A 23877-nucleotide genomic window follows, 5' to 3' on the forward strand; every position below is an offset into this window, starting at 1 on the left:
ACTGAGGCTAGACAACCAGGACTTTTTATAAGCCCTCACTTCAAAACGTGTTAGCGTTTAAGTGGTGGGTAGTTGACATGAAAGAGAAGCGATAATAGAGAGTATAAAGAGGCGGATGGTAAGGCTAATTATCAGTGAGGAAAAGCCTCACTGATAGAAGTCTCACTTTGCATCCATTCCTATTTCAAAAAGGCGACCAGCACTTGCATCTTTATGGAGTTCATTTAACCAATGCAATTCAACTGTAATATGTTCAATAACACTTTTTAAAATATAAAGTTGTGCACGTGTAACGTGTGTCTTGCTATGTTCGTATATTGATTGCATCGTATGTAAATGTTGAATTGTGTCCTCTCTCTTTTTTTCTAAAATAGGAACGATTGTTTTTTCATCACCAAAATGAGCGAAAGATAGTGCTGAATAGATTGGTTTATATATTTGATTTTTTGCCTCGAATTGTTTTAAAAGCAGTGTATAGAAAAGTTCTCTTCCAGTTTCGGTTATATGAAAAATCGTCTTATCTGGTCGATTTGTATCTCGTACAACATTTGTAACCGCAATTGCTTCTTGTTTTTCTAATTGTTCAAAGGCGTAATAGAGGGATCCTTTTGCATATTTAATATAACAATCCATTTGGCGTTCTTTCATTATATGTTGCACTTCATATGGGTGTTTATCTCCTTCGAGTAGTAAGCCGAGAATGACTAATTTCATGCTCACGCTGTCTCAACTCCTGTATTATAAACTTTATACATATTATAAACGGTATATCTCTTTCGATAAAGAGATATACCGTTGCATGTTTTACTATACTAACTTACTTGCTTTTGTTTTTTTTTTGTTCCAGTGAAAAGACGATCTTTTCCCATTAGTGTAATACAGATAATACTTAGGATAGCTGGAATAAGCGCCCATAAAAATGTATTAGCAATAGATGTCGCAAGCGCTTGTTTAATTCCACTAAGTATTTCCGGTGGAATTTTTTCAGTAGCATGTGGTGATAATAAAAAGCTTGTGTCTCCACTTTTTGGTGCCAGTTTTGCTAATTCTGGAGGGAAAACCGCCTTTAATTTATCGGTGAAAATATGGTTTTGAATGGTACCAAAGATTGTTACACCGAGAGTCATTCCGAGAGAACGGAAGAATGAGTTTGTTGATGTGGCAGAGCCTCGATCTCTCATTTCTAAATTGTGAATAGAAGACATACTTAAAACTGAGAAAGAGAAGCCAACCCCAAGCCCAGCAAGAATCATAAAGACTGTTACGAGTGTGCGTGATGTCTCCATTGTTAAAGTGCTGAGTAAATAGATACCAACTACAAAAAATGTACCAGAGATCAGCATAATGTTACGATAACTTGTTCGTGAAGCCAATTGTCCACCTACTTGGCTTCCAATTACAGAACCTACCATCATCGGTGTTAAAATTAATCCAGCATTGGATGCAGAACCGCCCAGAACACCTTGAATAAAGATTGGAATATACACTGTACAAATAATAAAAGCTGCTCCGTAGAAAAAGGCTACACCTTGGCTTGCTGCAAATAAACGTTTTTTAAATAAATGGAAAGAAATAATTGGTTCTGTTGCTTTTCTTTCCACGAAGAAGAAAATGATAAGCATAATAGCAAATGTTGTAAATAAACCAATAATTATATTGGAATCCCATGCATATTCCTTACCGCCAAGTTCTAATGCAAACATTAAGCAAACAATGCTTATTACAAGTGTAATAGCACCAGCCCAATCAATTTTTTGTTTTCTATACTGTAATGACTCTTTGTAGTACTTAGAAATGAAGAAGAAAGAGATAAGTCCTAATGGAATATTAATATAGAAAACCCAGTGCCAGCTTATATAATCAGTAATATAAGCACCTAATAAAGGACCGAAAACACTCGATGTTCCGAAAACAGCTCCAAATAGCCCTGTCATTTTTCCTCGTTTTTCAGGTGGGAATATATCGTACATAATTGTAAATGCGATTGGCATAAGAGCACCGCCGCCAATACCTTGGATTGCTCTGTAAATACTTAGCTGTTCAATGCTTGTTGCTGTACCACAAAGAATAGAACCAAATAAGAAGAGGAGTAATCCACCAATATAAAAACGTTTCCGCCCATACATATCAGAAAGCTTCCCGAAAATAGGCATTCCAGCCATTGTTGCTACCATATAAGCTGATGTGACCCAAACAAATTTATCAAATCCTCCCAGGTCTCCAACAATTGTTGCCATCGCAGTTGCAACGATCGTATTATCCATTGCTGCCATCAGAATACCAAGTAATAATCCTGCAACAACAAACTTTGTTTTACTTATTTTGTTTTGAGATATTTGTGTCTCCAAACATAATCCTCCTTTAGTATAAAAATGAACTGATTTAATCTTTCAAAGGATGTATTTTCCAAAAGATGAAGTACATAATGAAGAATACCTTTATGTACAGTCTTTCTCTCCCTGTGCTTATTTATAAAGAAAGAATAGAAATCATAACTCATATTATAGTCAAATTTGACTAAAAGGTAAACTTTTTTTACCCGTCAAAAGTTTCTTTTCTTCAAGGTAGTTAAAAAGGAGATATGTAGTGAATTTTTTGAGAACAAGTGAGGAAAATAGGGTAGTGCACAAAATGAATGGGAAGAAATAATTCAAATGTAAAGTTTGTAAAAAAAGAAATATTGAATCATGTACTGTTCCACTATTTAAAATGGTTTTTTCCTGGAATTGTCGAATAAGATAGAGAGGAGAGATAAAGAAGTTATAAATGGATTACGTATTGAACGGAAGTAAGTTAGTATTTCGGATAAAGTGAAACTTCCATCAGTGGGGGCTGTCCATCCCTCACTGATGGAAAGCCCTCACCAATCGGGTATTACTGCCCGGTAATGTGGGATAAATAATGAAAGAAGGGTAGTTCATTGTTTAGTTAGGAAGAATAAAGTTGTATAGATAATACGATCTGGAATGAGGTGAATTTTTATTATGAAAATATGGAAACGAATTTCAAATCAAGAAATGTTTCTTTTATCTTTACAACCTGTTTTGTGGATGGATGGAGGAGCTAAAGAAATAAACAGAAAACAATCTACTCCAAATGTAGCGGTAACATTACAAATTAGTAATGTACAAGAGAAAGATTTTTCATACGAACTTGTTTATGATATAAATGAAACTCTCGTTATTCAACTTGAGGTGGAAAATAGAGGAACTGAAGAGGTTTCTCGAGTAATTGTGAGTCATATGATCCGTGATTATTTTGTATACATTCCTAATACATTAAAGACGAATAAGGGAGCAGGTGAATTCTTATTTCAGCTTGTAAGGTGGCGAGTTGATGAACTGCTTCCGAATGAAAAAGTTCAATTAACTTGTCAAGTAAAAGTAGCACACACTCCTGTTCCTTCTACTATGTCATTACGTGCTACGTATACATTCCAACATGCTGACGTAACGTATGGACCACTTCAAACGAAAGAAGCAATTGTGATACAACAATAAAAAGGAACCCCGTGACGTGGGTTCCTTTTTTAGTGAAGATTGTGTTTTTTTAGTAATTTTTTTGTTCTAGTCCTTTTTTTCCTACATAGTTATTTTTATATCCGAAGTATAGAATGAATAAGAACGAGGCAACATTTATAATTGCATCAATTTGGTCATTTGTCATAAAAGTATGTCCGAACGATTCAAATAATAGTTTTAAAGATAAGAGAAATCAACAATAACAGATCGGCTAGTAACGAATATTACAAAAGAATTAGCAAATAATGTGGTAAATATTTCGTTTTTATTTGGAGCTGCTAGTTATCCTTTGGAAGGAAAAACGTTAGAAGAGCTATTAGATAAAGCGCAAACTCAATTGTATAAGAATAGAGATTTACGGAAGAATGAATGATAAAAGTATTTTTCGTAACAATTGCTTCTCTTTTGTTACAAAAAAACGGTGTTTTGTAACAAAAGCCTTTAAAAATATATTTAATCATCATATAATTGTGATAGATGTGTCAGGACATTTTGCACAATGGTTTTTTGGGGGAAAAGTGTAGAGGGAAGCAATCTCTACACTTTTCCTTTTTAGGAAAGTTAAAGAATATTTGTAAGTTGTTGCAAGTAAACCTTTATACTGTGTAAAATGGACAAGTAGATTGATAGAAAGAGAGAAAGGGAATGGTAGAATGATAGACGTTAGGAGCCGACGATCGCCCTTGGGTAGGCGGCTGGTTATAATTGCTATTGTAATTAGTGCTATCGTGGCAGGGTTTTTCATATTTCAATCCTTTACATCGCCTGCAAAGGCTGTAGCAAATCAAGTGAACTCAGTCCAGCTTGCTAGTGAGCAGTTTAAAGTTGGATTGGATAAAAAAGCACCGACGAAATTTAATGGACAAGTACGCAAAGTAGCATACTTAACCTTCGATGATGGACCGAGTGAATTTCAAAAAGAGATTTTAGACATTTTAAAGAAAAATGAAATAAAAGGAACATTTTTCATGATTGGTGGCAATATTCCATCTCATACAGATAGTGTGAAACGTTTAGTAAAGGAAGGACATTATCCAGGTGTTCACAGCATGACACATGATTATGCGAAACTTTATAAACAAGGTCGATTTGTAGAAGAGATGATACAAGCGCAAAATATGGTGAAAGATGTTACAGGGTTTCAGCCTAAGCTTGTTCGTTGCCCATATGGAAGTATGCCTGGATTGAATCAAGGATTACGTGACCAAATGGTACCAGTTGGTATGAAAGAGTGGGACTGGACGATTGATTCTTTAGACTGGAAACTGCCTGGAAATCCAAATGGTGTAGTACAAAATGTAATTTCAGGGGCTAAACAAGATCGTGAAGTTATTTTAATGCATGAGAAGCAACAAACTGTACAAGCCTTACAAACAATTATTGATGATCTTCGTAAAAAAGGATATGAGTTTGAAGTATATGAAGAATCAACTCATTTCCCCTTAAATTTTTGGCATGATGATCGTATATAAGTAGGAGGAAAAGAAAGTGAAATATAATAAAATAGCAATTGTAACTGCATTATCTATGACTTTATTAGCTGGTTGTTTTGGTCCAAAACCAGAAGAAGAATTATATGTGGCATTTGAAAATGCTGCAAAGCAAGAAAAACCTATGTTTGAAGATGCGAAAAAATTAGAGGCGTTAGAAAAAGAGGGACAAACGTTATACAATCAAATTGTACAAGAGGGAAAAGATAATAATCAAGCTGTGAAGGAGAAGTTAGATCAAGCAGCGAAAAACACAGCGGAGCGCGGAAAAATAATCGATAAAGAAAAAGATGCATTGAATAAAGCGCAAGAAGAAATGAAATCAGTTGATAAGTACGTAGAGAAAATTAAGGATAATAAGTTAAAAGAGCAAGCAGACAAAGTAAAGAGTACGTATGAAAAACGATATGAATCGTTTAAAAAGATGTATGATAACTACACTAAGTCATTAAAATTAGAAAAAGAATTATATACAATGTTACAAGATAAAGATGCAAAATTAAAAGCAATTAGTGATAAAGTAAAAACAGTAAATCAATCTTACAAAGATATTGATACTGAAAAAGATAAGTTCAATGAGTATACTAAATCATACAATACAGAAAAAGTAGCTTTCTATAAAAAAGCGGATATTAAAATAAAAGAAGAAAAAAAATAAAGCAGGTTGGCCTGAGGGCCAAACCTGCTTTATTTTTTTGTATACGTACGTCGATACCAAGGAATCGGTTCGCTTAATTTTTTTTCTTGCTTCAGGGCCTCAGGGCCAATATAATCTTGAAGCGTTTTTTTTGCTGCTGTTAAAGAAAGAGTTGTTTTCGGATTTCGATAGGAAGACTCAAGATTACCGAGATGCGGGAGGGTACGAAAATCATCTTTTGTAGGGGGAATATGAAAAAAATAGTCACCTAAACGAATGAGAACATCAGATTGTTGCTGACTAAGACGTGGATTTCTAGAAAAATGTAATCCTTCTTTTAGTGCTTTTTTTTCAGTAATTAAACGTTCTAAAACAACCTTTTTTAACCAGTATAAGTACTTAGGATTTGTAGCTGCTTTTGCATGCCGATTCACAACGAAAATAGATTGAGCTAATCGATTGATAGAATATTGTTTTTGTGACTGAGACTGTGGTTGTGAAGGTTTCATAGTGGGTCTCCTTTCTAATTTTTATTATTATAACATAAATAAAATGAGTTTTTATTATATGCAAAAAGTGATTGTATATATTTTTAATATTAAAGCAATATTGTTACCAAAAACAACTATTTTGTATAATAGTGATAGGGATGGTTTTTAGAAATTTGATAATGAAAGAGTGAAAAGTATGAAAGATATATTGAAACAGCAATATGCCATTATTGATATTGGTTCAAATACAATGCGATTAGTTATTTATGAAAAACAAAATGGAGGTTTTTATAAAGAGATTGAAAATACAAAAGTTGTAGCTCGTTTAAGAAATTACTTAATTGATGGTATACTAATAGAAGATGGAATGAATATACTCCTGCAAACATTACTTCAATTTCAAGAAAGTACAAGGTTTCATGGATTGCATAATGTGCGTTGTGTTGCGACAGCAACGATTCGACAAGCAAAGAACCAAGCAGAAATTAAAAAGCTTGTAGAAGGAAAAACAGATTTTATACTTAGAATTTTATCTGAATATGAGGAAGCTCGTTACGGTTATTTAGCAGTAATGAATTCAACTTCTTTTACAGAAGGAATTACTGTTGACATTGGCGGTGGTAGTACAGAGGTTACATATTTTCGAGATAGAGAAATTGTAGAATATTATAGTTTTCCATTTGGGGCACTTTCTTTAAAGCAACAATTCATTCGTCATGAGACACCAATTTCAGAAGAATTAGATGAATTAAGAAGATATTTATGGTATCAATTCCGAACTTTGCCGTGGCTAAATGAAAAAAAATTACCGCTTATTGCGATAGGCGGAAGCGCACGTAATATGGTGAAAATTCATCAAAATTTGATTTCTTATCCAATAGCAGGTTTACATTTATATAAAATGAAAGAAGCGGACATAAAAGAGGTACAGGCAGAGTTAATTAATCTTTCTTTCGCAGATTTGCAAAAATTAGATGGTTTAGCAAAAGATCGAGCTGATACGATTACTCCAGCGGTAGAAGTGTTTCATATGCTAACTAATATTGTACAAGCTCCAGCTTTTGTACTAAGCAGAAAAGGATTGCGAGAAGGTGTTTTCTACGAAGAACTAACAAAAAATTTAGGCATTTCTTATTACCCAAATGTGTTAGAAGAAAGTTTCAACTTATTATCCTATGAGTATGGAATGGATATGGGATATGTAATTCAGCTTATTAAACATGGGGCTTTAATCTGTAAGCAACTTGAGGAAGCTGAGGTGATTTGCTTGTCAGAAAAGGATTGGGAGACATTTCATCAAGCTGCTAAAGTATTTAATATTGGGAAATACATAGATGTAGAAGCAAGTCGTTTACATACATTTTATTTATTGGCAAATAAAACGATTGACGGTATGATGCATAAAGATCGAGTTAGACTCGCACTCATCGCCTCTTATAAATCAAAAATGTTATTTAAACAGTATTTAGCACCATTTGAAGGTTGGTTTGATAAAAGTGAACAGAAAACGATTTGCTTGTTAGGAGCAGTTTTACAATTTTCAGCTGCTTTAAATGTGAGACAACGAGCGTTTGTTGAAAAGATTCATGTGGAAAAAGAGAAAGAGGGGCTTGCATTTCGTATTGTTTGTAAACAATCAGCTTTAGCAGAAAAGGTACAAGCAGAAAAGCAGAAAAAACAGCTGGAAAAAGCATTAAAGATGAACATTCGGTTAATATTTGAAGAGAAATATTAACTTGTACGGACGTCTTTACAAAAGTTTTACACTTTAATAAATTGGAATTTGATACAATAAATGTAACTAAATTATATTGAAAAAGTTTCAAGAGAAGTGTGGAGAAAATGGAATTAGTGAAGGGGAATTCGGTAAATTTAAATGATACTGCTTATTATAATAACCGTGAATTAAGCTGGCTAGCTTTTAATGAACGCGTATTACAAGAAGCACAGGATGAAAGTAATCCGCTTTTAGAAAGATTAAAGTTTATTAGTATCTTTAGTTCGAACTTGGATGAGTTTTTTATGGTACGCGTTGCAGGATTAAAGGATCAGGTAAGCGCGGGGTTTAATCAACCGGAAAACAAGGCGGGTTTAACACCGAAACAACAGCTTAATAAAATCTCTACGAAGGCTCATGAATTAATGACAGTTCAGTATAATACATTTAAAAATACTGTATTGCCAGGACTTGAAGAAGAAGGGATTGAGCCTTTAGCATTTCACGATTTAACGAAAGAACAACGTGAATTTATTGAAGAATATTTTGATGAGCAAATTTTTCCGGTTTTAACACCTGTAGCAATCGATGCATATCGTCCGTTTCCGATGCTTTTAAATAAAAGTTTAAACTTAGCTACGATTCTCTATGATGAAAAACAGGTAGAGGAAGAAAACCGCACAAAGCTTGGGATTGTTCAAGTGCCATCATTGCTCGAGCGTTTTATTTTTTTACCAAGTGAAGATCAAAAGTATAAATTTATTTTATTAGAAGACGTTATTAGTAGTTTTACTCATAAATTATTTACAGGATACAAAGTATCCTCTGTCACTCGTTTTCGTATTACGCGTAATGCGGATTTAACAATACACGAAGAGGGTGCGCGTGATCTATTGAAAGTGATTGAAAAAGAGTTGAAAAAACGTAAGTGGGGAGCTGCTGTTCGCTTAGAAGTTGGAAAAGAGCATGTAGATGAAAGAGTGTTAGCCTTATTATATGAGGTGTTAGAGGTAAAAGATGAAGATGTATATATGATGGATGGACCGTTAGATCTAACATGTTTATTTTCCCTATATAAAAAATTAGCACCTTTATATGAACATCTTGTTTATCCAGCTCTGATTCCGCAGCCACCTCAAGATTTAGACGATGAAGAAGATGTATTTGAGAAAGCAATCGAGCACGATATTTTATTACATCATCCATTTGAATCTTTTCAGCCCGTTGTTGATTTTGTACGTGATGCAGCAGATGATCCAAATGTGCTGGCAATCAAGCAAACGTTATATCGTGTCAGTGGAGATTCTCCGATTATTCAGGCTTTAAAGACGGCAGCCGAAAAGGGAAAACAAGTAACGGTGCTTGTTGAATTAAAAGCTCGATTTGATGAAGAAAATAATGTCCATTGGGCAAAGGAACTGGAACAAGCTGGTTGCCATGTTATTTATGGTGTGAGTCATTTGAAAACCCATAGTAAAATTACACTTGTTGTGCGAAGAAAATACGGAAAAATCGAAAGGTTTGTACATTTGGGGACAGGAAATTATAACGATGCTACAGCAAAACTATATACAGACTTTGGATATATTACATCTCGAAAAGATTTTGGGGTAGATGCAACAAATTTCTTTAATTATTTGAGCGGCTATACAACGAAACCTCATTTTCATCATTTGTCAGTGGCCCCTTTTGACATACGTCAGCAATTTATGGAGCTAATAGATGAAGAGATTCGCTATCATAAGCAATATGGTAATGGACACATTATTGCTAAGATGAATTCATTAACGGATAAACCGTTGATTCAAAAGTTGTATGAGGCATCACAGGCTGGGGTAAAGGTGGAACTTATCGTTAGGGGAACATGCTGCTTGCGTCCCGGTATTCAAAATGTAAGTGAAAACATTCGGGTGATTAGTCTCGTTGGACGGTATTTAGAGCATAGCCGTATTTATTATTTTCATCATAATGGAGATGAAAAAATTTATTTATCTTCAGCTGACTTGATGACAAGGAATATGGAAAAGCGGGTAGAAATATCTTTCCCAATTCTAGGTTTTGAAATGAAAGCGAGAATAAAAGCAATTTTACAGCTTGTTTTGGCGGATAATGTAAAAACACGCGAACAAAATAAAGATGGTGAATATTACTATGTAATAAATAATGGCTCCGAAGAGATTGATAGCCAAGTAAAATTATTTAAGATGGCTTATCAAGAGATGGATGCAGAGTAATGGAATAACAGATTAGTATGACCATAAAAACCTCTTATTTATATAAGAGGTTTTTATGCTTTTTTCCTAAAAATATCTATTAAAAATTCAGAGGAAATAAAGCAGTAAGGAATGAGAGAATAGTTTTTTAGATTTACCTAATGCAATTTGTAAATCGCTAGAATTATGCTGAAGGAAGTCCTGAATTAATAATAATACGGCTGACATGGATTTCCGTAACAAGGAAACGGTGCCGGTGGATAAGGCGCTGGTGGTGGATAAGGTGGATAGAAAGGTCTAGGACCAAATGCTAATGCTCCACCAAGTAATCCGCCAGCAATTCCAGCTAAAAATGGAACGCCGAAAAATGGTAAGAAGCGCGAGTCGTCTATTGGGCCAATAGGTGCTGAGCGAACTGGGATGGGTTGAAAATATGGATACATGTAACAACCTCCTTTAATGGACTCATTGTTATCATATGGAGAAAAAGCGTGGATGAGCGAGTACAAGAAAGGGTAGATAAGAAAATAGGCAAGTGTACGTTACAAATGGTGCAATGTAAAAAGTGTAATTTCAGGTCTGGCCATAAATCGAAATGGAACGCGCGTTCTCCCAAGGCCGCGATTTACATAGAGAAGTAAGTTGTGAATGTGATAAAAGCCTTCAATATAGTGTTTTGCAAGTGCTGGAGTAATAATTGCACCCAAAAAGGGGATTTGAACTTGTCCGCCATGGCTGTGTCCAGAAAGCTGAAGGTTTACTGGGAATTGAGCGGTTTTTGGTGCTATATCAGGTTCATGAACAAGTACAATTGTATAAATATCCTTCTGTGCATATTGTAATGTTGAATCGATTTCAGGTTTGCCAAGTAGTAGATCATCTATTCCGAAAATAGAGATTTCACTATTATCTAATAATCGAATGCGTTTTTCAGTATTTTTTAACAGTTCAAAACCTGAGTCACTCATGATTAGATCATAGTATTCTGTTCCATATCCACCATGATCGTGATTTCCATAGATTGCAAATTTACCAAATGGTGCATGGATATTACGCAAAATGGAGGAGACAAAAGGAGCATCACTATATGTCTGATAATTATCAATTAAATCACCTGTAAAAAGAACGATATCTGGTGCTGTTTCATTAATTTTGGAGACAATGTAAGATAAGCGCTGAAGAGAAAAGTAGTATCCGAGATGTAAATCACTAAACTGAATAATCTTCATGCCATGAAAACTTTTTGGAATAAGCGGAGACCGAAGTGTATGATGCGTCAAAGAAAGGGAATTTGGTTCTATATATTTAGCATAGTAATAGCCGAGGCTAGCTGTAATACAAGTATAGAGACAAGTGCGAATTCCTGTTTTTATAAAGTTTCTTCTTGTTATTTGTTTCATGGGAATATGAGCGAACCTATAGTTTATAAGGTGTATGAACAATTCATTATAGGTCACTTGGCTCTCCTTTTCGTTTATTTCTTGTTATAGAATTTTATTTTGAAAGATAGAAAAATAGCATATGTGATAAGAAATATGATAATGAAAGAAATTTCTTGTATTTAAAAGATATCAGAAAACTTTAAAAATATAAAGATTTCTTTCAAATAAAGTGGTAAAATGAATGTGTATTCATTTTTTGAGGGAGGGGATATATTTGAAAGAAAAAGTAGTTATCATAACAGGTGGCTCAAGTGGAATGGGAAAAGGAATGGCAGCTCGGTTTGCAAAGGAAGGGGCACGTGTTGTTATTACAGGACGTACAAAAGAAAAGCTTGAGGAAACCCAGAAAGAGATTGAACAATTTCCAGGGCAAGTATTGACTGTGCAAATGGATGTGCGAAGTACAGATGATATTCAACGTATGGTTGAACATATTGATGAGAAATTTGGACGTATTGATATTTTAATTAACAATGCAGCAGGTAATTTTATTTGTCCTGCAGAAGATTTATCTGTTAACGGTTGGAATGCAGTAATTAATATTGTACTAAATGGAACATTTTATTGTAGCCAAGCAGTAGGGAAATATTGGATCGAAAAAGGGATAAAAGGAAATATCATTAATATGGTAGCAACGTATGCCTGGGATGCGGGACCAGGTGTGATCCATTCTGCTGCAGCGAAAGCTGGTGTATTAGCGATGACGAAAACGCTTGCTGTTGAGTGGGGACGTAAATATGGGATACGAGTCAATGCCATTGCACCTGGCCCGATTGAACGTACAGGCGGTGCGGACAAATTGTGGATTTCGGAGGAGATGGCTAAGCGTACATTACAAAGCGTTCCGTTAGGTAGATTAGGGACACCAGAAGAAATTGCAGGCTTAGCTTTTTATCTAAGTTCTGATGCAGCTGCTTACATAAATGGAACGTGTATGACAATGGATGGTGGGCAACACCTACATCAGTATCCGTTCTAAAGGGATTGTATAAAATGGGGCATGGATATGACTACTTATCCGTGTATGATAAAATGTGAAGAATTTGTGACATTTGAGAAAAAAGTGTTTACAGGAGAAGTTATATAAGGTATATTTAAGACCTCTTTTTTCTTCATAGTAGAATTGCTAATTCCCCTTAGCATTTTACCCCTCTAATCCCTTCAGGAAAACTGAAGGGATTTTTTATTATTTTTCTATACATACCATGTTATAATTTTTGAAAAGTAAAGGGAGGGAAATGTTTTGATAGATGCATTAGATGTAATGAGTAATTTGGATAAAGTCCTTCCTTATTATCAAGCTATTTTTAGTGCTGATGAACATACAGTAATTGGATACGAAGTAGTAGGGCGTATCCAAACAGAAGAGGGTATACAAAGTCTTTCCTCTTTCTTTCATGATGATTCCATTCCAAGTGAGTTTCAACTCGAAGCGGATAATGTCATTGTAGAAAAAGCATTAGATAGGTACTTAGAGACAAAGCAAACATTTTTATTGTTTATACACCGAAATGCGAACGTACTTATGAACGATGAAGATGAGAGTTTACTTCAACTATTGTTAATGTATGAAAAAAAAGGGCTGAACTTACGAAATATTGTTTTAGAAATAACAGAGCATGAGTGTAAGGAAGATATAGAACAATTTAATCATTTACTCATGTATTACCGTACATATGGCATTCAAACTTCAATTAATAAAGTAGGAACAGGTACGAGTAATTTGGAGCGAATTAGTGTGTTAGCCCCTGATATTTTAAAAGTAGATTTAACAAATTTACGACAAACTGCACTTTTACAATCGTATCAAGATATTTTATATTCTTTGTCCTTATTAGCGAGAAGAATTGGTGCGACATTACTATACGAAGAAATTGATGCTTTTTACCAACTGCAATATGCTTGGAAGAATGGTGGAAGATACTATCAAGGTAATTATTTGAAAGAGTGTTTGCCAGATTTTATTGAGGCAGACATTTTAAAAGAACGTCTTGGCAATGAATGTCATCAATTTATTCAACATGAAAAGAAAAAACTACAAAAGATTTATCAATTAACGGAAACATTGCGTGATCAAGTTGGAAATGTGTTATCTAAGCCCAAAAAGAATGAAGATGTTAATGAGTGGTTATTACATTTTAGTCAACATGTATCACAGTATAGTTTTCGAATTTTCATTTGCAATGAAGACGGTTTTCAACAATCAGGAAACGTTATGAAAAAAGATGGTGCATGGATTGTTATGCCGGAGTATTATATGAAAAACTGGAGTTGGCGTCCGTATTTTTTAGAAAATATAATGAAAATGCGGTTTGAAAATAAAGCAAGGCTTTCGGATTTATATGCAGACATAGAAACGGGTGAAATGGTACGAACATTCTCTTTCCCAATCGATGATGAACAGTTCTTATTTATTGATTTATCATATGAATTTTTATATGAAGAAGATGTTTTATTTTAATGCACGAAGCAATTCGTGCATTTTTTTGTTTGTTTTTATCATAAATTGGTAATAGTGAAAATGATGGTGAAAATGCTGTCTATCATTGTAAAGATTTTACGAACGAAACCATCACTTTCTTTGCATAATCATTGTTACAATGAATACTACAAAGACAAGCTCTTGTAAAGGAAGGTGAAAGAATGAAAAAATATGGGATATGGTTTGTTCTATTTTTATGTGTTGCCTTTCTAGTTGGGTATAGTGTTACAACAGTTCTTGGTAAAGAAGAAACAAAAGTGGATCGAAAAGAAGTGTTTACAACGATTCAAAAGGGATATGAAGTACAATTTTCAATTCGAGGTAAGCATTTAACAGTGAGTAAAATGTATGATGCGTTATCACCATATTTTACAGATAATTTCCTTCAAGTTTTTACAGATGAAAATAGCAATGATGATAAAAAAAGTGGTGAATACTTATTTCCTACAAAAGAAGCACCTTTTTCATTTAGTTCGCAGACAAAACTGGCGTATGATGAAGAGCACGGCCTTTTATATGTATATGAACGGACAAAAAATGAACAATATCAAATTGTGACTTTGCAAAAGGATAAAGGGAAATGGAAATTAGCTGGTTATCATGAAAGTCAGGAACTTTTGACAGAAATGAAAAAATTGCAAGAGTTAAAAGAACAGGAATAGTGCATTTTTGCCTATTCCTATTCTAGATTGAGCAGCTGTTGTAACTTTTCAATTTGAAAACCAGTAACAACTTCCCCATCAACGACGACTGTGGGAGTTGAATAGGAGTTATAGTCATATAAAAGACGGTTGCGAGCAGCTGCATCCTTTTTTACGTCAAATTCTTCGTACGTTACGTTATTATGTTTTAAAAATTCTTTTACAATTGTACATGGCGGACAATCTGGTTGTGTATAAACCTCAATTTTCTTCATTAAAATTCCTCCTCATTTTCTGTTTTTAATTATATTCTCCAGCTAAAAAAACCGCAATAAAGAAAGAGAAAGATATTCTTTCTGCTTTTTACCTCTTATTTCGACAAATTTTAGTTGAGTTTCTGCTCAATAACCTTTATCCTAGAGTGTGGAACATTTTTTCTGTTATGACGGATAGAATGAGTATAGCTGTAAAACCTATTGATAGGAAGATTAGAGAAAGGGGAGATTTCATGTCTCTACTCCAAGGAATTTTAACTCGACTTGTTAGTCTACAAGAACAAGCTGAAAGCGGTGAAGTAGCACAACGCTATTTTGAAGTGAACGGTGAGCGCAAATGTAGCGTGAAATTTTTCGATAAAAGTGAAATGTATGAATTAGAAGTGTATCAACAAGGCGAAAAGCCACAAGTATATCAATTTGATAACATTGATATGGTTGCTATCGAAATTTACGATATTATTTCTTGATACATATAAAAAGGTACCGCCAAAGGGCGGTACTTTTTTTAGTAATGCTAGGTTTTATGGGCTGTTGTTTTATTCCATCTGTACAGAAGCAAGGGAGAGAGCACCTTATAAAGAATAGGGGGATGGAGTTATATGTATAAGAATTTTTAATTTTTCCAACACTGGTAATAAAAGTTTGAAGGGAGTGCTGAAAGTGGAGAGACTACCAATTGTTGTTTGTCCAAAATGTCATAGTTCATCTGAAATTGTTCATGTATTAACCGCCCAGTCTAATCAAAATGTAATTTATACATGTCCCTCTTGTCAGTATGTGATCCGAAATATTGAAACGAATAAAGGATAGTAAAGTCATATTTTGCGCTTTTGTCCCATACAATGAGAATGCAAAAAGTCTGTCTAATCGAAAGGACGTGACTATGTGGACGGAGAGCATAGATTTTATAATGTATCAGAGAGACATATGGATTTTGAAACGGTTTTTATACGTATTTGTAATTTTATTGAAAAAGATCCACGTAATTTATATCGCTTATCCATTGGTACAGATTCACAAGCACACCAGAAAGTTACACGTTTTATTACGGCAGTGCACATTCATCGTGTGGGAAAAGGAGCATGGGGGTGTTTGCGTCATAAAGCAGTGCATAAAATGCCAACGACATTGCGTGAAAAAATATATTTAGAAACACAGCTAAGTCAAGAGATTGCTTGCTTGTTTACGCCAGAACATATACAGAGGATATGGGATTTATTGCATCCATATGCTCATGAGGGAGCAGGATTTGTAATGGAAATTCACTTAGATATAGGAAATGATGGATTAACAAAAGAATTTATTTCAGATATGACAACGAAGGTAAGAGCGATGGGATTAACGGCAAAGATTAAACCAGATGCTTATGCGGCCTTTAGTTATGCAAATCGCTATACAAAATAGAAAACTGAATTTTTTATCTATTAAATAAAGCAAATATTTTATATAATAAATAATAAGGAAACAAGCATAAGGAGAGGAGTACATGCAGAAGGAAGTTACTTTAACAAATGAAGAAAAAAAATTGCTATTGGATATCTTATTTCGTCAAAACTACGCTAGTGAAATTTTAGCTGTTGAGCTTACAGATATTGAGAGCGGCCTCAAAAAAACAGATATTTCCCAATATAGAAGAATTACAAGATTATTTTATCGATTAAAAAATGAAGGATACTAAGGGCTACCAGAAAGGTAGTTTTTTTTTTTGTGTTCTATGATAAAATGAAGTGTGTATCATATTTTTGTTGGAATAAACCAAGGACAAAATAATAATATGAAAACGCTATCATAAGATATGAATAGAAATGGAAAATAAAAAGAATTTTTAAATAAGAAGTTTTTTATCATGTATTAAAAACCATGTTAGCAGGAAAAAGTGGGGGATGTAAGATGATTAGTATTCCGAAAGATGAGTTTCAACAAGTTCTTGTCAAGGATTTAATGATTTCATCAGAAAAGGTTGCACATGTTCAAATTGGAAATAGCTTAGAGCATGCTTTACTTGTTCTTGTAAAATCTGGATATTCTGCAATTCCTGTTTTGGACCCTATGTACAAATTACATGGGCTAATTAGTACTGCAATGATTTTGGATGGGATTTTAGGGCTAGAACGTATTGAATTTGAGAAGCTTGAGGACATGAAAGTGGAGCAGGTAATGAAAAAAGATATTCCGACTCTTAGGCTGGAAGATTCTTTTGCGAAAGCATTAGAAATGACAATTGATCATCCTTTTATTTGTGCTGTAAATGATGAAGAGTATTTTGAAGGTATTTTAACGCGACGTGCTATTTTAAAGTTGTTGAATAAAAAAGTAAGGCAACATAATCGATAAAGAGGGGTGAGCGACTTCGGTGAAAGGGAGAAGTCGCTTTTTTATCGTGCATCTCTGTTATGTATGTATTATATTTAGAAAGATACAAATAAGCATAAAAGGATAAGGGAAGTGCCAACTCATTCACGGTTCTTAAAGATAGAAAATGAATATTGCATGCTAGGAAACAATGTGTATATATATTGACTCACTATTTGCTCCACCTGAAAATTTAGGATAGACAAAGGAGTGAGGTGGAGGAGAACTGTTTGTGAAAGTTCGATTTGTGATGACAAATGATGGGGGATAACATTTCTCACTGACTAAAAAATTCACTTTATTATGTAGGATAAGGAAAGAGGGAGAAAGGTGCAAATTGATGATTTTCAAATGATGGTTGTTTTAGCACAAGAATCCAATATGAGAAGAGCGGCGGAGCGTTTGTTTGTTTCGCAGCCTGCACTCAGTCAACGCTTACAATCGATGGAAAAACAATGGGGAATGAAATTTTTTATTCGTTCACAAAAAGGATTGACAATCACACCAGAAGGGGAAAAGGTGGCTAATTATGCAAAAGATATGTTGCAAAGAGAAGAAGCTATTAAAAGTGAATTGGCAATCTATCGAACGGAGACATATGGGACATTAAAAATAGCTGTTGCATCTGTAATTGGACAATACTGGTTACCTCCTGTTTTGAAGAGGTTTGTACAAAAGTATCCTTTTGTGAAAATTTCTCTTTTCACAGGTTGGAGTAGCGAGGTGCAAAAACATTTTTATGAAGGCGATGTTCATGTCGCTATATTGCGGGGAACACAAGAATATAAAGGTCATAAACAACAATTGTTTGAAGATGAACTGTATTTAGTTGATACGGAGATTAAAGATATTGCTATGTTAAAGGATACAAATAGACCTTTTATACAATTTAAAAGTGATTCGACATACTATGGACAAATACAAAATTGGTGGTACAGTTTATTTTCTAATCCTCCTAAGCGTACAATCGTAGTTGATCAGATTGAAACGTGTAAGCAACTTGTTTTAAATGGAATTGGTTATGCGCTTTTACCTTCTACTGTCTTGAAAGAAGTAAAGGAAAATACATTCAGAATACCTGTTCGTCTAACGCGAGAAACGTGGTTATTAACAAGTGATTCCGCAAGACAGCTTAAACAAGTACAGGCGTTTTTGGAAATTATAGAAGAAATTCAAATGGAAAAATAAGATTATTATCTTGCTACGAGCTCTCTCGTTTGGTAGAGTAACAATATAAATGGATTTAGGAGGCAATAAGCATGAAAATGATGGATGCAAACGAAATTATTTCGTTTATTCAAAAAAGTGAGAAGAAAACTCCCGTAAAGGTATACATAAAAGGGGATTTAAAAGAAGTAGCATTCCCTGAGACAGTACAAGCATTTGTAAATAAAAAAGCTGGTGTTTTATTCGGAGAATGGTCTGATATTAAGACAATGCTTGAAGAAAATAAAAAGCATGTTACAGATTATGTTGTTGAAAATGACCGTCGTAATTCTGCAATTCCAATGCTTGATTTAAAAGGTATTAAAGCTCGTATTGAGCCAGGCGCAATCATTCGCGATCATGTTGAAATTGGTGATAATGCTGTTATTATGATGAATGCAACGATTAATATCGGTGCAGTAATCGGTGAAGGTTCAATGATCGATATGAACGCTGTACTTGGCGGACGTGCAACAGTAGGTAAGAACTGTCACGTAGGTGCAGGTGCTGTTCTTGCAGGCGTTATTGAACCACCTTCTGCAAAACCAGTTATCGTTGAAGACGATGTTGTAATTGGTGCAAATGTAGTTGTTTTAGAAGGTGTTACAGTAGGTAAAGGTGCAGTTGTTGCAGCAGGTGCAGTTGTAACTGAAGATGTACCACCATACACAGTTGTTGCAGGAACGCCAGCGCGTGTTATTAAAGAAATTGATGAGAAGACAAAAGCGAAAACAGAAATTAAACAAGAGCTTCGTCAATTAAATCCAGAAAAATAAAGAACGAAAGCGTAAGAGCAACTAAGCTCTTACGCTTTTTATAAATGGCGGTGAAAATATGACAGTTAGTAAATTTGTTCAAATTCGTAGAGATTTACATAAAATTCCGGAATTAGGATTTAAGGAATGGAAAACGCAACAATATATTTTAGATTATATTGATACTCTTCCTAAGGAAAATATTGAAGTTAAAACATGGAAGACGGGTGTAATTGTTAAGGCAAAGGGCAGAAACCCAGAGAAAACGATTGGTTATCGCGCAGATATTGATGGTTTGCCGATTCCTGAGGAAACAGGTTATGAATTCGCTTCTACTCATGAAGGGATGATGCATGCATGTGGTCATGATTTGCATACTGCCATCGGTTTAGGGCTTTTAACGGCTACTGTAAATGAAAGAGTAGACGATGATCTTGTCTTTCTATTCCAACCAGCTGAAGAAGGACCAGGTGGGGCTCTACCCATGTTAGAAAGTGAAGTGCTGAAGGAATGGAAGCCAGATATGATCCTTGGTCTTCATATTGCACCTGAGTATCCGGTAGGGACAATTGCAACAAAAGAAGGGCTACTATTTGCAAATACATCAGAGCTATATATTGATTTAAAAGGAAAAGGTGGACATGCAGCGTATCCGCATACAGCAAATGATATGATTGTTGCAGCTAGTCATCTTGTTACACAGCTTCAATCAGTGATTAGCCGGAACGTGAATCCACTTGATAGCGCAGTTATTACAATTGGTAAAATTACAGGTGGTACAGTCCAAAATATAATTGCAGAAAAATCTCGCTTAGAAGGGACGATTCGAACATTATCTGTTGAATCAATGAAACGGGTTAAAAATCGAATTGAAGCAATTGTTACAGGTATTGAAGCGGCATTTCAATGCGAAGCTGTAATTGATTACGGAGCAATGTACCATCAAGTATATAACCATGAAGCGTTAACGAAGGAGTTTATGCAGTTTGCATCGGAGCAAACCAATATGAATGTCGTTACATGTACAGAGGCGATGACAGGAGAAGATTTCGGATACATGATTCGAGATATTCCAGGATTCATGTTCTGGCTTGGAGTAGACTCAGAATATGGTTTGCATCATGCGAAATTACAACCGAATGAATCTGCGATTGAACAGACAATTATGTTTTTAAATCAATATGTAAAATGGAAAGGGAACAGAAAATAGAGTCTGTTCCTTTTCTATGTGAAAAATATGATTTATAATGCATTTTTTTTGTAATTCTAACACAATACTTTATAATGGTAGGTGGAGGGATAAGTTGTTAGTAAGTTATTTTATAATAATTATTAAATGAAATTGACTGAAAACTGATTTCTCCTATATAATACAAGAGTAGACAATATTTACTAAAAAATCACGGAGGTTGATACATATGGCAGAACGTATGGTAGCAAAACAAGCGCCACGCTTTGAAATGGATGCTGTTATGCCAAACAAAGAATTTGGTAAAGTAAGTCTTGAAGAAGTTATGAAACAGGATAAATGGACAGTACTTTTCTTCTATCCAATGGATTTCACTTTCGTATGTCCAACAGAAATCATCGCACTTTCTGATCGCTACGACGAGTTCGAAGATTTAGACGCAGAAGTAATCGGTGTATCTACTGATACAATTCATACTCATTTAGCTTGGATTAACACTGACCGTACGAAAAACGGTTTAGGTGAATTAAAATACCCTCTAGCAGCTGATACTAACCATGTAGTATCTCGTGACTACGGCGTATTACTTGAAGAAGAAGGTATTGCACTTCGCGGTTTATTCATCATTAGCCCAGAGGGTGAATTAATGTACCAAGTTGTACATCACAACAACATTGGACGTGAAGTTGATGAAGTGCTTCGTGTTCTTCAAGCTCTTCAAACTGGTGGACTTTGCCCAGCAAACTGGAAACCAGGTCAAGAAACTTTAAACGTTTAATTTTATTTTAAATTACAGGGGGTCTAACAAATAGTTTGTTAGACCTCTCTCTACATCCGTAAGGGGGAGAAATCATGAAGTTACGTCAACCAATGCCTTCTTTAGACGGTGCAACAGCAGTATTAAATGGAGAAGTAGTGCGTGAATCACTAATTGGTGAAAGACCAACACTTATTCACTTTTGGTCAGTTAGTTGCCATTTGTGTAAAGAAGCAATGCCGGATATTAACAAATTCCGTGATGAATATAAAGAGCAATTAAATGTTGTTGCAGTTCATATGCCGCGATCAGAAGAAGATTTAAATCTTGAGCAGGTAGAAGCGGTGGCGAAAGAGCATGGAATAACACAATCTATTTTAGTGGATAATCAGCACAAAATTACAGATGCATTTGAAAATCAATATGTACCAGCGTATTATGTATTTGATAAAAACGGAGTACTTCGTCATTTCCAAGCAGGTGGAAGTGGTATGCAAATGTTAACAAAACGAGTAAATCGTGTGCTAGATGAAGCGAAAAAGGAAGCTGAGTAAGATTAGCACTGTCCTTTCATGCTCATTTAATTTGAGAGTACAAGCTTCTATTGATAGATGCAAAAGCCTCCTTATAGGAGGTTTTTGTTTTATCTCGTTATTTGCGGGCAGTAATACTCCCACCTCAAAATTTAGCGAAAGTAAAGAAGTTAGGTAGGATATCATTAGTGTAGATAAAGGGATTACTAGTGGTGAAAGTGTTTAAATCTTGAATAGTGGAGCATTTGTACAGTTGAAAATGAATAAAAAGAAAATCTTACAGTCAGAAATGAAACTATATGTTTTAGTTTACTTTTTATATTAAAAGTGTGTAAAATCAATGTGATACATGGAAAAAGGGTGGGGAATCAGGTGCAAATTAGCAGTGCAATCTTATGTTTCTTTTTATATGCATATGTTATTATTGCGGCGATCTATTTTGGGATAAGCTTTTATGCATATCGCTTAGCCAATAAACATGAATATAAAGACACATATAAGTGGGTGAAGGGATACTTATCGCCTGTATTAGAAATTATGAATGGTTTTGTTCTTTTTTTATTTATTGGATTAATTGCTTTTTCAACGAGCCTAGTTGGAAATAAGACGACGTTATTTGTAATAGGTATTATTATTTTTATGTTATTAGGTATTCGAATTGGTAATGCTGTGTTTTGGAATGAACGGACAATTGATGGCTGGACAGGTATGTTGATTCCAAGTATGTTAGCTGCCATAGTTACAAATATAGAACATGAATATTACCAGCTTCATTTTTGGTTAATTATTATCTTAACGATTCTTTCTGTTCTGTATATAAGTACAGCATTTTTAACATATTGTGCAAATGAAAAAGGGGATGTGAATGGCGTTCGCTTTTTTAGAATTCGATCATTATTTTGGAGTGTTCCGACAATGCTTGTCATAGGAATCATTGCGGTTGTTGTGAATGGATATCATTTTATCGGATGGCAAGTTTTTTTAGAAACTTGGTGGATCTTTATTATTTCTTTTGGTGCTTTTTTAGGGGCAACGCATTACTTATTTCATCAACACCATTATATATGGGCGCTCTTATTTGCATTTGCACAGCTTTTGTTTGCCTTTTTTGGACAAGAAACATTATTATTTGTTTTTCAAACGTTTAGTTCGTTCGGGAATATTTTTGTGTTTGGAATGCTTATTTGCGGTATTTCATTTTATTTACAACAGTATTTTTACATACAAAAGCAAAAATAAGTACGGTTCGCTAGTCTTTGTAGCAAATATAAAATATGCTACAATGAAAATAGATTGGACTTGATGTTATTGGAGGAATTCATGTGAGTGAAAAAGAGAAAGAATTTGCTGTCATCGGGCTTGGACGTTTTGGGGGCAGCATTTGTCGTGAATTAGCTCAATTAGGCATGGAAGTAATGGCCATTGACCTAGATGAAGATAAAATTAATGAATTTGCGAACATTGCTTCACACGCTGTAATTGCTGATTCAACAGATGAAATGGTGTTAAAAAGTCTCGGTATCCGTAATTTTGACCATGTTGTGGTAGCAATTGGAGATAATCTAAATGCAAGTATTTTAACAACGCTCATTTTAAAAGAATTAGGCGTGAAAAATATTACTGTGAAGGCTCAAAATGATTATCATGAAAAAGTATTAAGTAAAATAGGTGCTGACCACATTGTACATCCAGAGAGAGACATGGGGAAACGTATTGCAAATAATATTGCTTCAAGTAACGTATTAGATTACCTAGAGCTTTCGGATGAACATAGTATTGTAGAAATTATTGCAAATAAAAAGATTGATAGTCATTCATTAATTGAATTAGATATTCGTGCGAAGTTTGGATTAAACATTGTAGCAATTAAACGTGGTAAAGAAGTTATTGTTTCTCCACGAGCTACAGAGAATATCCAAGCAGGAGATATTTTAATTGTAATTGGGCATGATGATGAAGTAGACCGCTTTAAACATTTCTTACGATAAAAGTTTTTTCTCGGCACAAAGAGTGTGAGGACAATATTTGTAAGCTAAGTAGTTCTGATACTTTGATGAAAAAACAAAATAAGAGTTGAATATCTTATGAACTCACAACAAAATTAGTAAAAGGCTTGGTTTTAAACTAAGCCTTTTTATTTCATTAAGTATAAATTTATTTCATTAAGTATAAA

General features: G+C 34.4%; 26 protein-coding genes and 1 pseudogene. 20 read left to right on the forward strand and 7 right to left on the reverse strand.

Features of this window, described 5'->3' with window-relative positions:
- Window positions 1-162: 162 nt before the first annotated feature.
- Both COO03_RS02910 and COO03_RS02915 read right to left on the reverse strand, forming a co-directional pair.
- Complete coding sequence (locus COO03_RS02910) at window positions 163-720, reverse strand: PadR family transcriptional regulator (protein WP_097894974.1); 558 nt, start codon at window positions 718-720, stop codon at window positions 163-165.
- Window positions 721-812: 92 nt separating this feature from the next.
- Window positions 813-2348 carry an MDR family MFS transporter gene (locus COO03_RS02915; protein WP_097894975.1) on the reverse strand — a complete coding sequence of 512 codons (1536 nt, stop codon included), beginning with the start codon at window positions 2346-2348 and terminating at the stop codon, window positions 813-815.
- A 636-nt stretch (window positions 2349-2984) separates the two neighbouring features.
- Here COO03_RS02915 and COO03_RS02920 point away from each other — a divergent pair.
- On the forward strand, window positions 2985-3500 hold the full coding sequence (locus COO03_RS02920; RefSeq protein WP_097894976.1) for a DUF11 domain-containing protein: 516 nt from the start codon (window positions 2985-2987) through the stop codon (window positions 3498-3500).
- A gap of 29 nt (window positions 3501-3529) precedes the next feature.
- On the opposite strand, the pseudogene COO03_RS02925 reads toward COO03_RS02920, so the two are convergent.
- Window positions 3530-3714, reverse strand: a pseudogene (locus COO03_RS02925) (phage holin); the annotation flags it as partial.
- A 460-nt stretch (window positions 3715-4174) separates the two neighbouring features.
- On the opposite strand from COO03_RS02925, the gene COO03_RS02930 reads away from it, so the two are divergent.
- Both COO03_RS02930 and COO03_RS02935 read left to right on the forward strand, forming a co-directional pair.
- Window positions 4175-4993 carry a peptidoglycan-N-acetylglucosamine deacetylase gene (locus tag COO03_RS02930; protein WP_170958145.1) on the forward strand — a complete coding sequence of 273 codons (819 nt, stop codon included), beginning with the start codon at window positions 4175-4177 and terminating at the stop codon, window positions 4991-4993.
- Window positions 4994-5048: 55 nt separating this feature from the next.
- Complete coding sequence (locus COO03_RS02935) at window positions 5049-5669, forward strand: YkyA family protein (protein WP_097895327.1); 621 nt, start codon at window positions 5049-5051, stop codon at window positions 5667-5669.
- A gap of 29 nt (window positions 5670-5698) precedes the next feature.
- Here the strand turns inward: COO03_RS02935 and COO03_RS02940 are convergent, their stop codons facing one another.
- On the reverse strand, window positions 5699-6157 hold the full coding sequence (locus tag COO03_RS02940; protein ID WP_097894978.1) for a YkyB family protein: 459 nt from the start codon (window positions 6155-6157) through the stop codon (window positions 5699-5701).
- A gap of 178 nt (window positions 6158-6335) precedes the next feature.
- Here COO03_RS02940 and COO03_RS02945 point away from each other — a divergent pair, with 178 nt between their 5' ends.
- The gene (locus tag COO03_RS02945) at window positions 6336-7874 is read left to right on the forward strand and encodes a Ppx/GppA family phosphatase (protein ID WP_097894979.1); all 1539 of its coding nucleotides are present in this window, start codon (window positions 6336-6338) and stop codon (window positions 7872-7874) included.
- A gap of 107 nt (window positions 7875-7981) precedes the next feature.
- Window positions 7982-10090 (forward strand): polyphosphate kinase, encoded by a 2109-nt coding sequence (locus COO03_RS02950; protein WP_097894980.1) that lies wholly within the window; start codon window positions 7982-7984, stop codon window positions 10088-10090.
- Between the two features lie 185 nt (window positions 10091-10275).
- Here the strand turns inward: COO03_RS02950 and COO03_RS02955 are convergent, their stop codons facing one another.
- Both COO03_RS02955 and COO03_RS02960 read right to left on the reverse strand, forming a co-directional pair.
- Window positions 10276-10512: a hypothetical protein gene (locus COO03_RS02955; RefSeq protein WP_097894981.1), complete on the reverse strand. Its 237-nt coding sequence runs from the start codon at window positions 10510-10512 to the stop codon at window positions 10276-10278.
- A gap of 99 nt (window positions 10513-10611) precedes the next feature.
- Window positions 10612-11469: a metallophosphoesterase gene (locus tag COO03_RS02960; protein WP_097895329.1), complete on the reverse strand. Its 858-nt coding sequence runs from the start codon at window positions 11467-11469 to the stop codon at window positions 10612-10614.
- Window positions 11470-11725: 256 nt separating this feature from the next.
- Here COO03_RS02960 and fadH point away from each other — a divergent pair, with 256 nt between their 5' ends.
- The 3 genes from fadH to COO03_RS02975 all read left to right on the forward strand — a co-directional run bounded on the left by fadH (window position 11726) and on the right by COO03_RS02975 (window position 14655).
- Window positions 11726-12490, forward strand: coding sequence for a 2,4-dienoyl-CoA reductase (gene fadH / locus COO03_RS02965; RefSeq protein WP_097894982.1), 765 nt, complete (start codon window positions 11726-11728; stop codon window positions 12488-12490).
- Window positions 12491-12754: 264 nt separating this feature from the next.
- Window positions 12755-13972 (forward strand): EAL domain-containing protein, encoded by a 1218-nt coding sequence (locus tag COO03_RS02970; RefSeq protein WP_097894983.1) that lies wholly within the window; start codon window positions 12755-12757, stop codon window positions 13970-13972.
- A gap of 182 nt (window positions 13973-14154) precedes the next feature.
- Entirely contained in the window at window positions 14155-14655 is a 501-nt protein-coding gene (locus COO03_RS02975; protein WP_097894984.1) for a DUF3993 domain-containing protein, read from the forward strand.
- Window positions 14656-14672: 17 nt separating this feature from the next.
- On the opposite strand, the gene COO03_RS02980 is transcribed toward COO03_RS02975, so the two are convergent.
- Entirely contained in the window at window positions 14673-14909 is a 237-nt protein-coding gene (locus tag COO03_RS02980; protein ID WP_097894985.1) for a glutaredoxin family protein, read from the reverse strand.
- 233 nt (window positions 14910-15142) lie between these two features.
- Here COO03_RS02980 and COO03_RS02985 point away from each other — a divergent pair, with 233 nt between their 5' ends.
- From COO03_RS02985 to COO03_RS03040, 12 genes are all read left to right on the forward strand, one after another.
- On the forward strand, window positions 15143-15379 hold the full coding sequence (locus COO03_RS02985) for a YkuJ family protein (protein ID WP_000055151.1): 237 nt from the start codon (window positions 15143-15145) through the stop codon (window positions 15377-15379).
- Between the two features lie 193 nt (window positions 15380-15572).
- Window positions 15573-15722 carry a hypothetical protein gene (locus COO03_RS02990; protein ID WP_097894986.1) on the forward strand — a complete coding sequence of 50 codons (150 nt, stop codon included), beginning with the start codon at window positions 15573-15575 and terminating at the stop codon, window positions 15720-15722.
- A gap of 75 nt (window positions 15723-15797) precedes the next feature.
- The gene (locus COO03_RS02995; RefSeq protein ID WP_097894987.1) at window positions 15798-16316 is read left to right on the forward strand and encodes a ribonuclease H-like YkuK family protein; all 519 of its coding nucleotides are present in this window, start codon (window positions 15798-15800) and stop codon (window positions 16314-16316) included.
- 82 nt (window positions 16317-16398) lie between these two features.
- Window positions 16399-16590, forward strand: coding sequence for an antirepressor AbbA (gene abbA, locus COO03_RS03000; RefSeq protein WP_097894988.1), 192 nt, complete (start codon window positions 16399-16401; stop codon window positions 16588-16590).
- Window positions 16591-16802: 212 nt separating this feature from the next.
- A complete protein-coding gene (cbpB, locus tag COO03_RS03005; protein WP_097894989.1) occupies window positions 16803-17246 on the forward strand; it encodes a cyclic-di-AMP-binding protein CbpB in 444 nt (147 codons plus the stop codon).
- 348 nt (window positions 17247-17594) lie between these two features.
- On the forward strand, window positions 17595-18452 hold the full coding sequence (locus tag COO03_RS03010; RefSeq protein WP_097894990.1) for a LysR family transcriptional regulator: 858 nt from the start codon (window positions 17595-17597) through the stop codon (window positions 18450-18452).
- A gap of 71 nt (window positions 18453-18523) precedes the next feature.
- Window positions 18524-19246 carry a 2,3,4,5-tetrahydropyridine-2,6-dicarboxylate N-acetyltransferase gene (gene dapD, locus COO03_RS03015; RefSeq protein ID WP_097894991.1) on the forward strand — a complete coding sequence of 241 codons (723 nt, stop codon included), beginning with the start codon at window positions 18524-18526 and terminating at the stop codon, window positions 19244-19246.
- 58 nt (window positions 19247-19304) lie between these two features.
- Entirely contained in the window at window positions 19305-20435 is a 1131-nt protein-coding gene (locus COO03_RS03020; RefSeq protein WP_097894992.1) for an N-acetyldiaminopimelate deacetylase, read from the forward strand.
- Between the two features lie 208 nt (window positions 20436-20643).
- The gene (locus tag COO03_RS03025; protein ID WP_097894993.1) at window positions 20644-21192 is read left to right on the forward strand and encodes a peroxiredoxin; all 549 of its coding nucleotides are present in this window, start codon (window positions 20644-20646) and stop codon (window positions 21190-21192) included.
- 74 nt (window positions 21193-21266) lie between these two features.
- Window positions 21267-21725: a TlpA disulfide reductase family protein gene (locus COO03_RS03030; RefSeq protein WP_097894994.1), complete on the forward strand. Its 459-nt coding sequence runs from the start codon at window positions 21267-21269 to the stop codon at window positions 21723-21725.
- 351 nt (window positions 21726-22076) lie between these two features.
- The gene (locus COO03_RS03035; protein WP_097894995.1) at window positions 22077-22943 is read left to right on the forward strand and encodes a cytochrome C oxidase assembly protein; all 867 of its coding nucleotides are present in this window, start codon (window positions 22077-22079) and stop codon (window positions 22941-22943) included.
- 83 nt (window positions 22944-23026) lie between these two features.
- Window positions 23027-23692 (forward strand): potassium channel family protein, encoded by a 666-nt coding sequence (locus COO03_RS03040; RefSeq protein ID WP_097894996.1) that lies wholly within the window; start codon window positions 23027-23029, stop codon window positions 23690-23692.
- The last annotated feature ends 185 nt before the right edge of the window (window positions 23693-23877 follow it).

The organism is Bacillus sp. AFS098217, assembly GCF_002551815.1.
Classification (GTDB): Bacteria; Bacillota; Bacilli; order Bacillales; family Bacillaceae_G; genus Bacillus_A.

Excerpts from the sequence above, each read along its gene's own strand:
- COO03_RS02920 (WP_097894976.1), top strand. The coding sequence starts at position 2,985 with ATGAAAATATGGAAACGAATTTCAAATCAAGAAATGTTTCTTTTATCT.
- COO03_RS02930 (WP_170958145.1), top strand. The coding sequence starts at position 4,175 with ATGATAGACGTTAGGAGCCGACGATCGCCCTTGGGTAGGCGGCTGGTT.
- COO03_RS02935 (WP_097895327.1), top strand. The coding sequence starts at position 5,049 with ATGACTTTATTAGCTGGTTGTTTTGGTCCAAAACCAGAAGAAGAATTA.
- COO03_RS02940 (WP_097894978.1), bottom strand. The coding sequence starts at position 6,157 with ATGAAACCTTCACAACCACAGTCTCAGTCACAAAAACAATATTCTATC.
- COO03_RS02945 (WP_097894979.1), top strand. The coding sequence starts at position 6,336 with ATGAAAGATATATTGAAACAGCAATATGCCATTATTGATATTGGTTCA.
- COO03_RS02950 (WP_097894980.1), top strand. The coding sequence starts at position 7,982 with ATGGAATTAGTGAAGGGGAATTCGGTAAATTTAAATGATACTGCTTAT.
- COO03_RS02955 (WP_097894981.1), bottom strand. The coding sequence starts at position 10,512 with ATGTATCCATATTTTCAACCCATCCCAGTTCGCTCAGCACCTATTGGC.
- COO03_RS02960 (WP_097895329.1), bottom strand. The coding sequence starts at position 11,469 with ATGAAACAAATAACAAGAAGAAACTTTATAAAAACAGGAATTCGCACT.
- COO03_RS02975 (WP_097894984.1), top strand. The coding sequence starts at position 14,155 with ATGAAAAAATATGGGATATGGTTTGTTCTATTTTTATGTGTTGCCTTT.
- COO03_RS02980 (WP_097894985.1), bottom strand. The coding sequence starts at position 14,909 with ATGAAGAAAATTGAGGTTTATACACAACCAGATTGTCCGCCATGTACA.
- COO03_RS02985 (WP_000055151.1), top strand. The coding sequence starts at position 15,143 with ATGTCTCTACTCCAAGGAATTTTAACTCGACTTGTTAGTCTACAAGAA.
- abbA (WP_097894988.1), top strand. The coding sequence starts at position 16,399 with ATGCAGAAGGAAGTTACTTTAACAAATGAAGAAAAAAAATTGCTATTG.
- cbpB (WP_097894989.1), top strand. The coding sequence starts at position 16,803 with ATGATTAGTATTCCGAAAGATGAGTTTCAACAAGTTCTTGTCAAGGAT.
- dapD (WP_097894991.1), top strand. The coding sequence starts at position 18,524 with ATGAAAATGATGGATGCAAACGAAATTATTTCGTTTATTCAAAAAAGT.
- COO03_RS03020 (WP_097894992.1), top strand. The coding sequence starts at position 19,305 with ATGACAGTTAGTAAATTTGTTCAAATTCGTAGAGATTTACATAAAATT.
- COO03_RS03025 (WP_097894993.1), top strand. The coding sequence starts at position 20,644 with ATGGCAGAACGTATGGTAGCAAAACAAGCGCCACGCTTTGAAATGGAT.
- COO03_RS03030 (WP_097894994.1), top strand. The coding sequence starts at position 21,267 with ATGAAGTTACGTCAACCAATGCCTTCTTTAGACGGTGCAACAGCAGTA.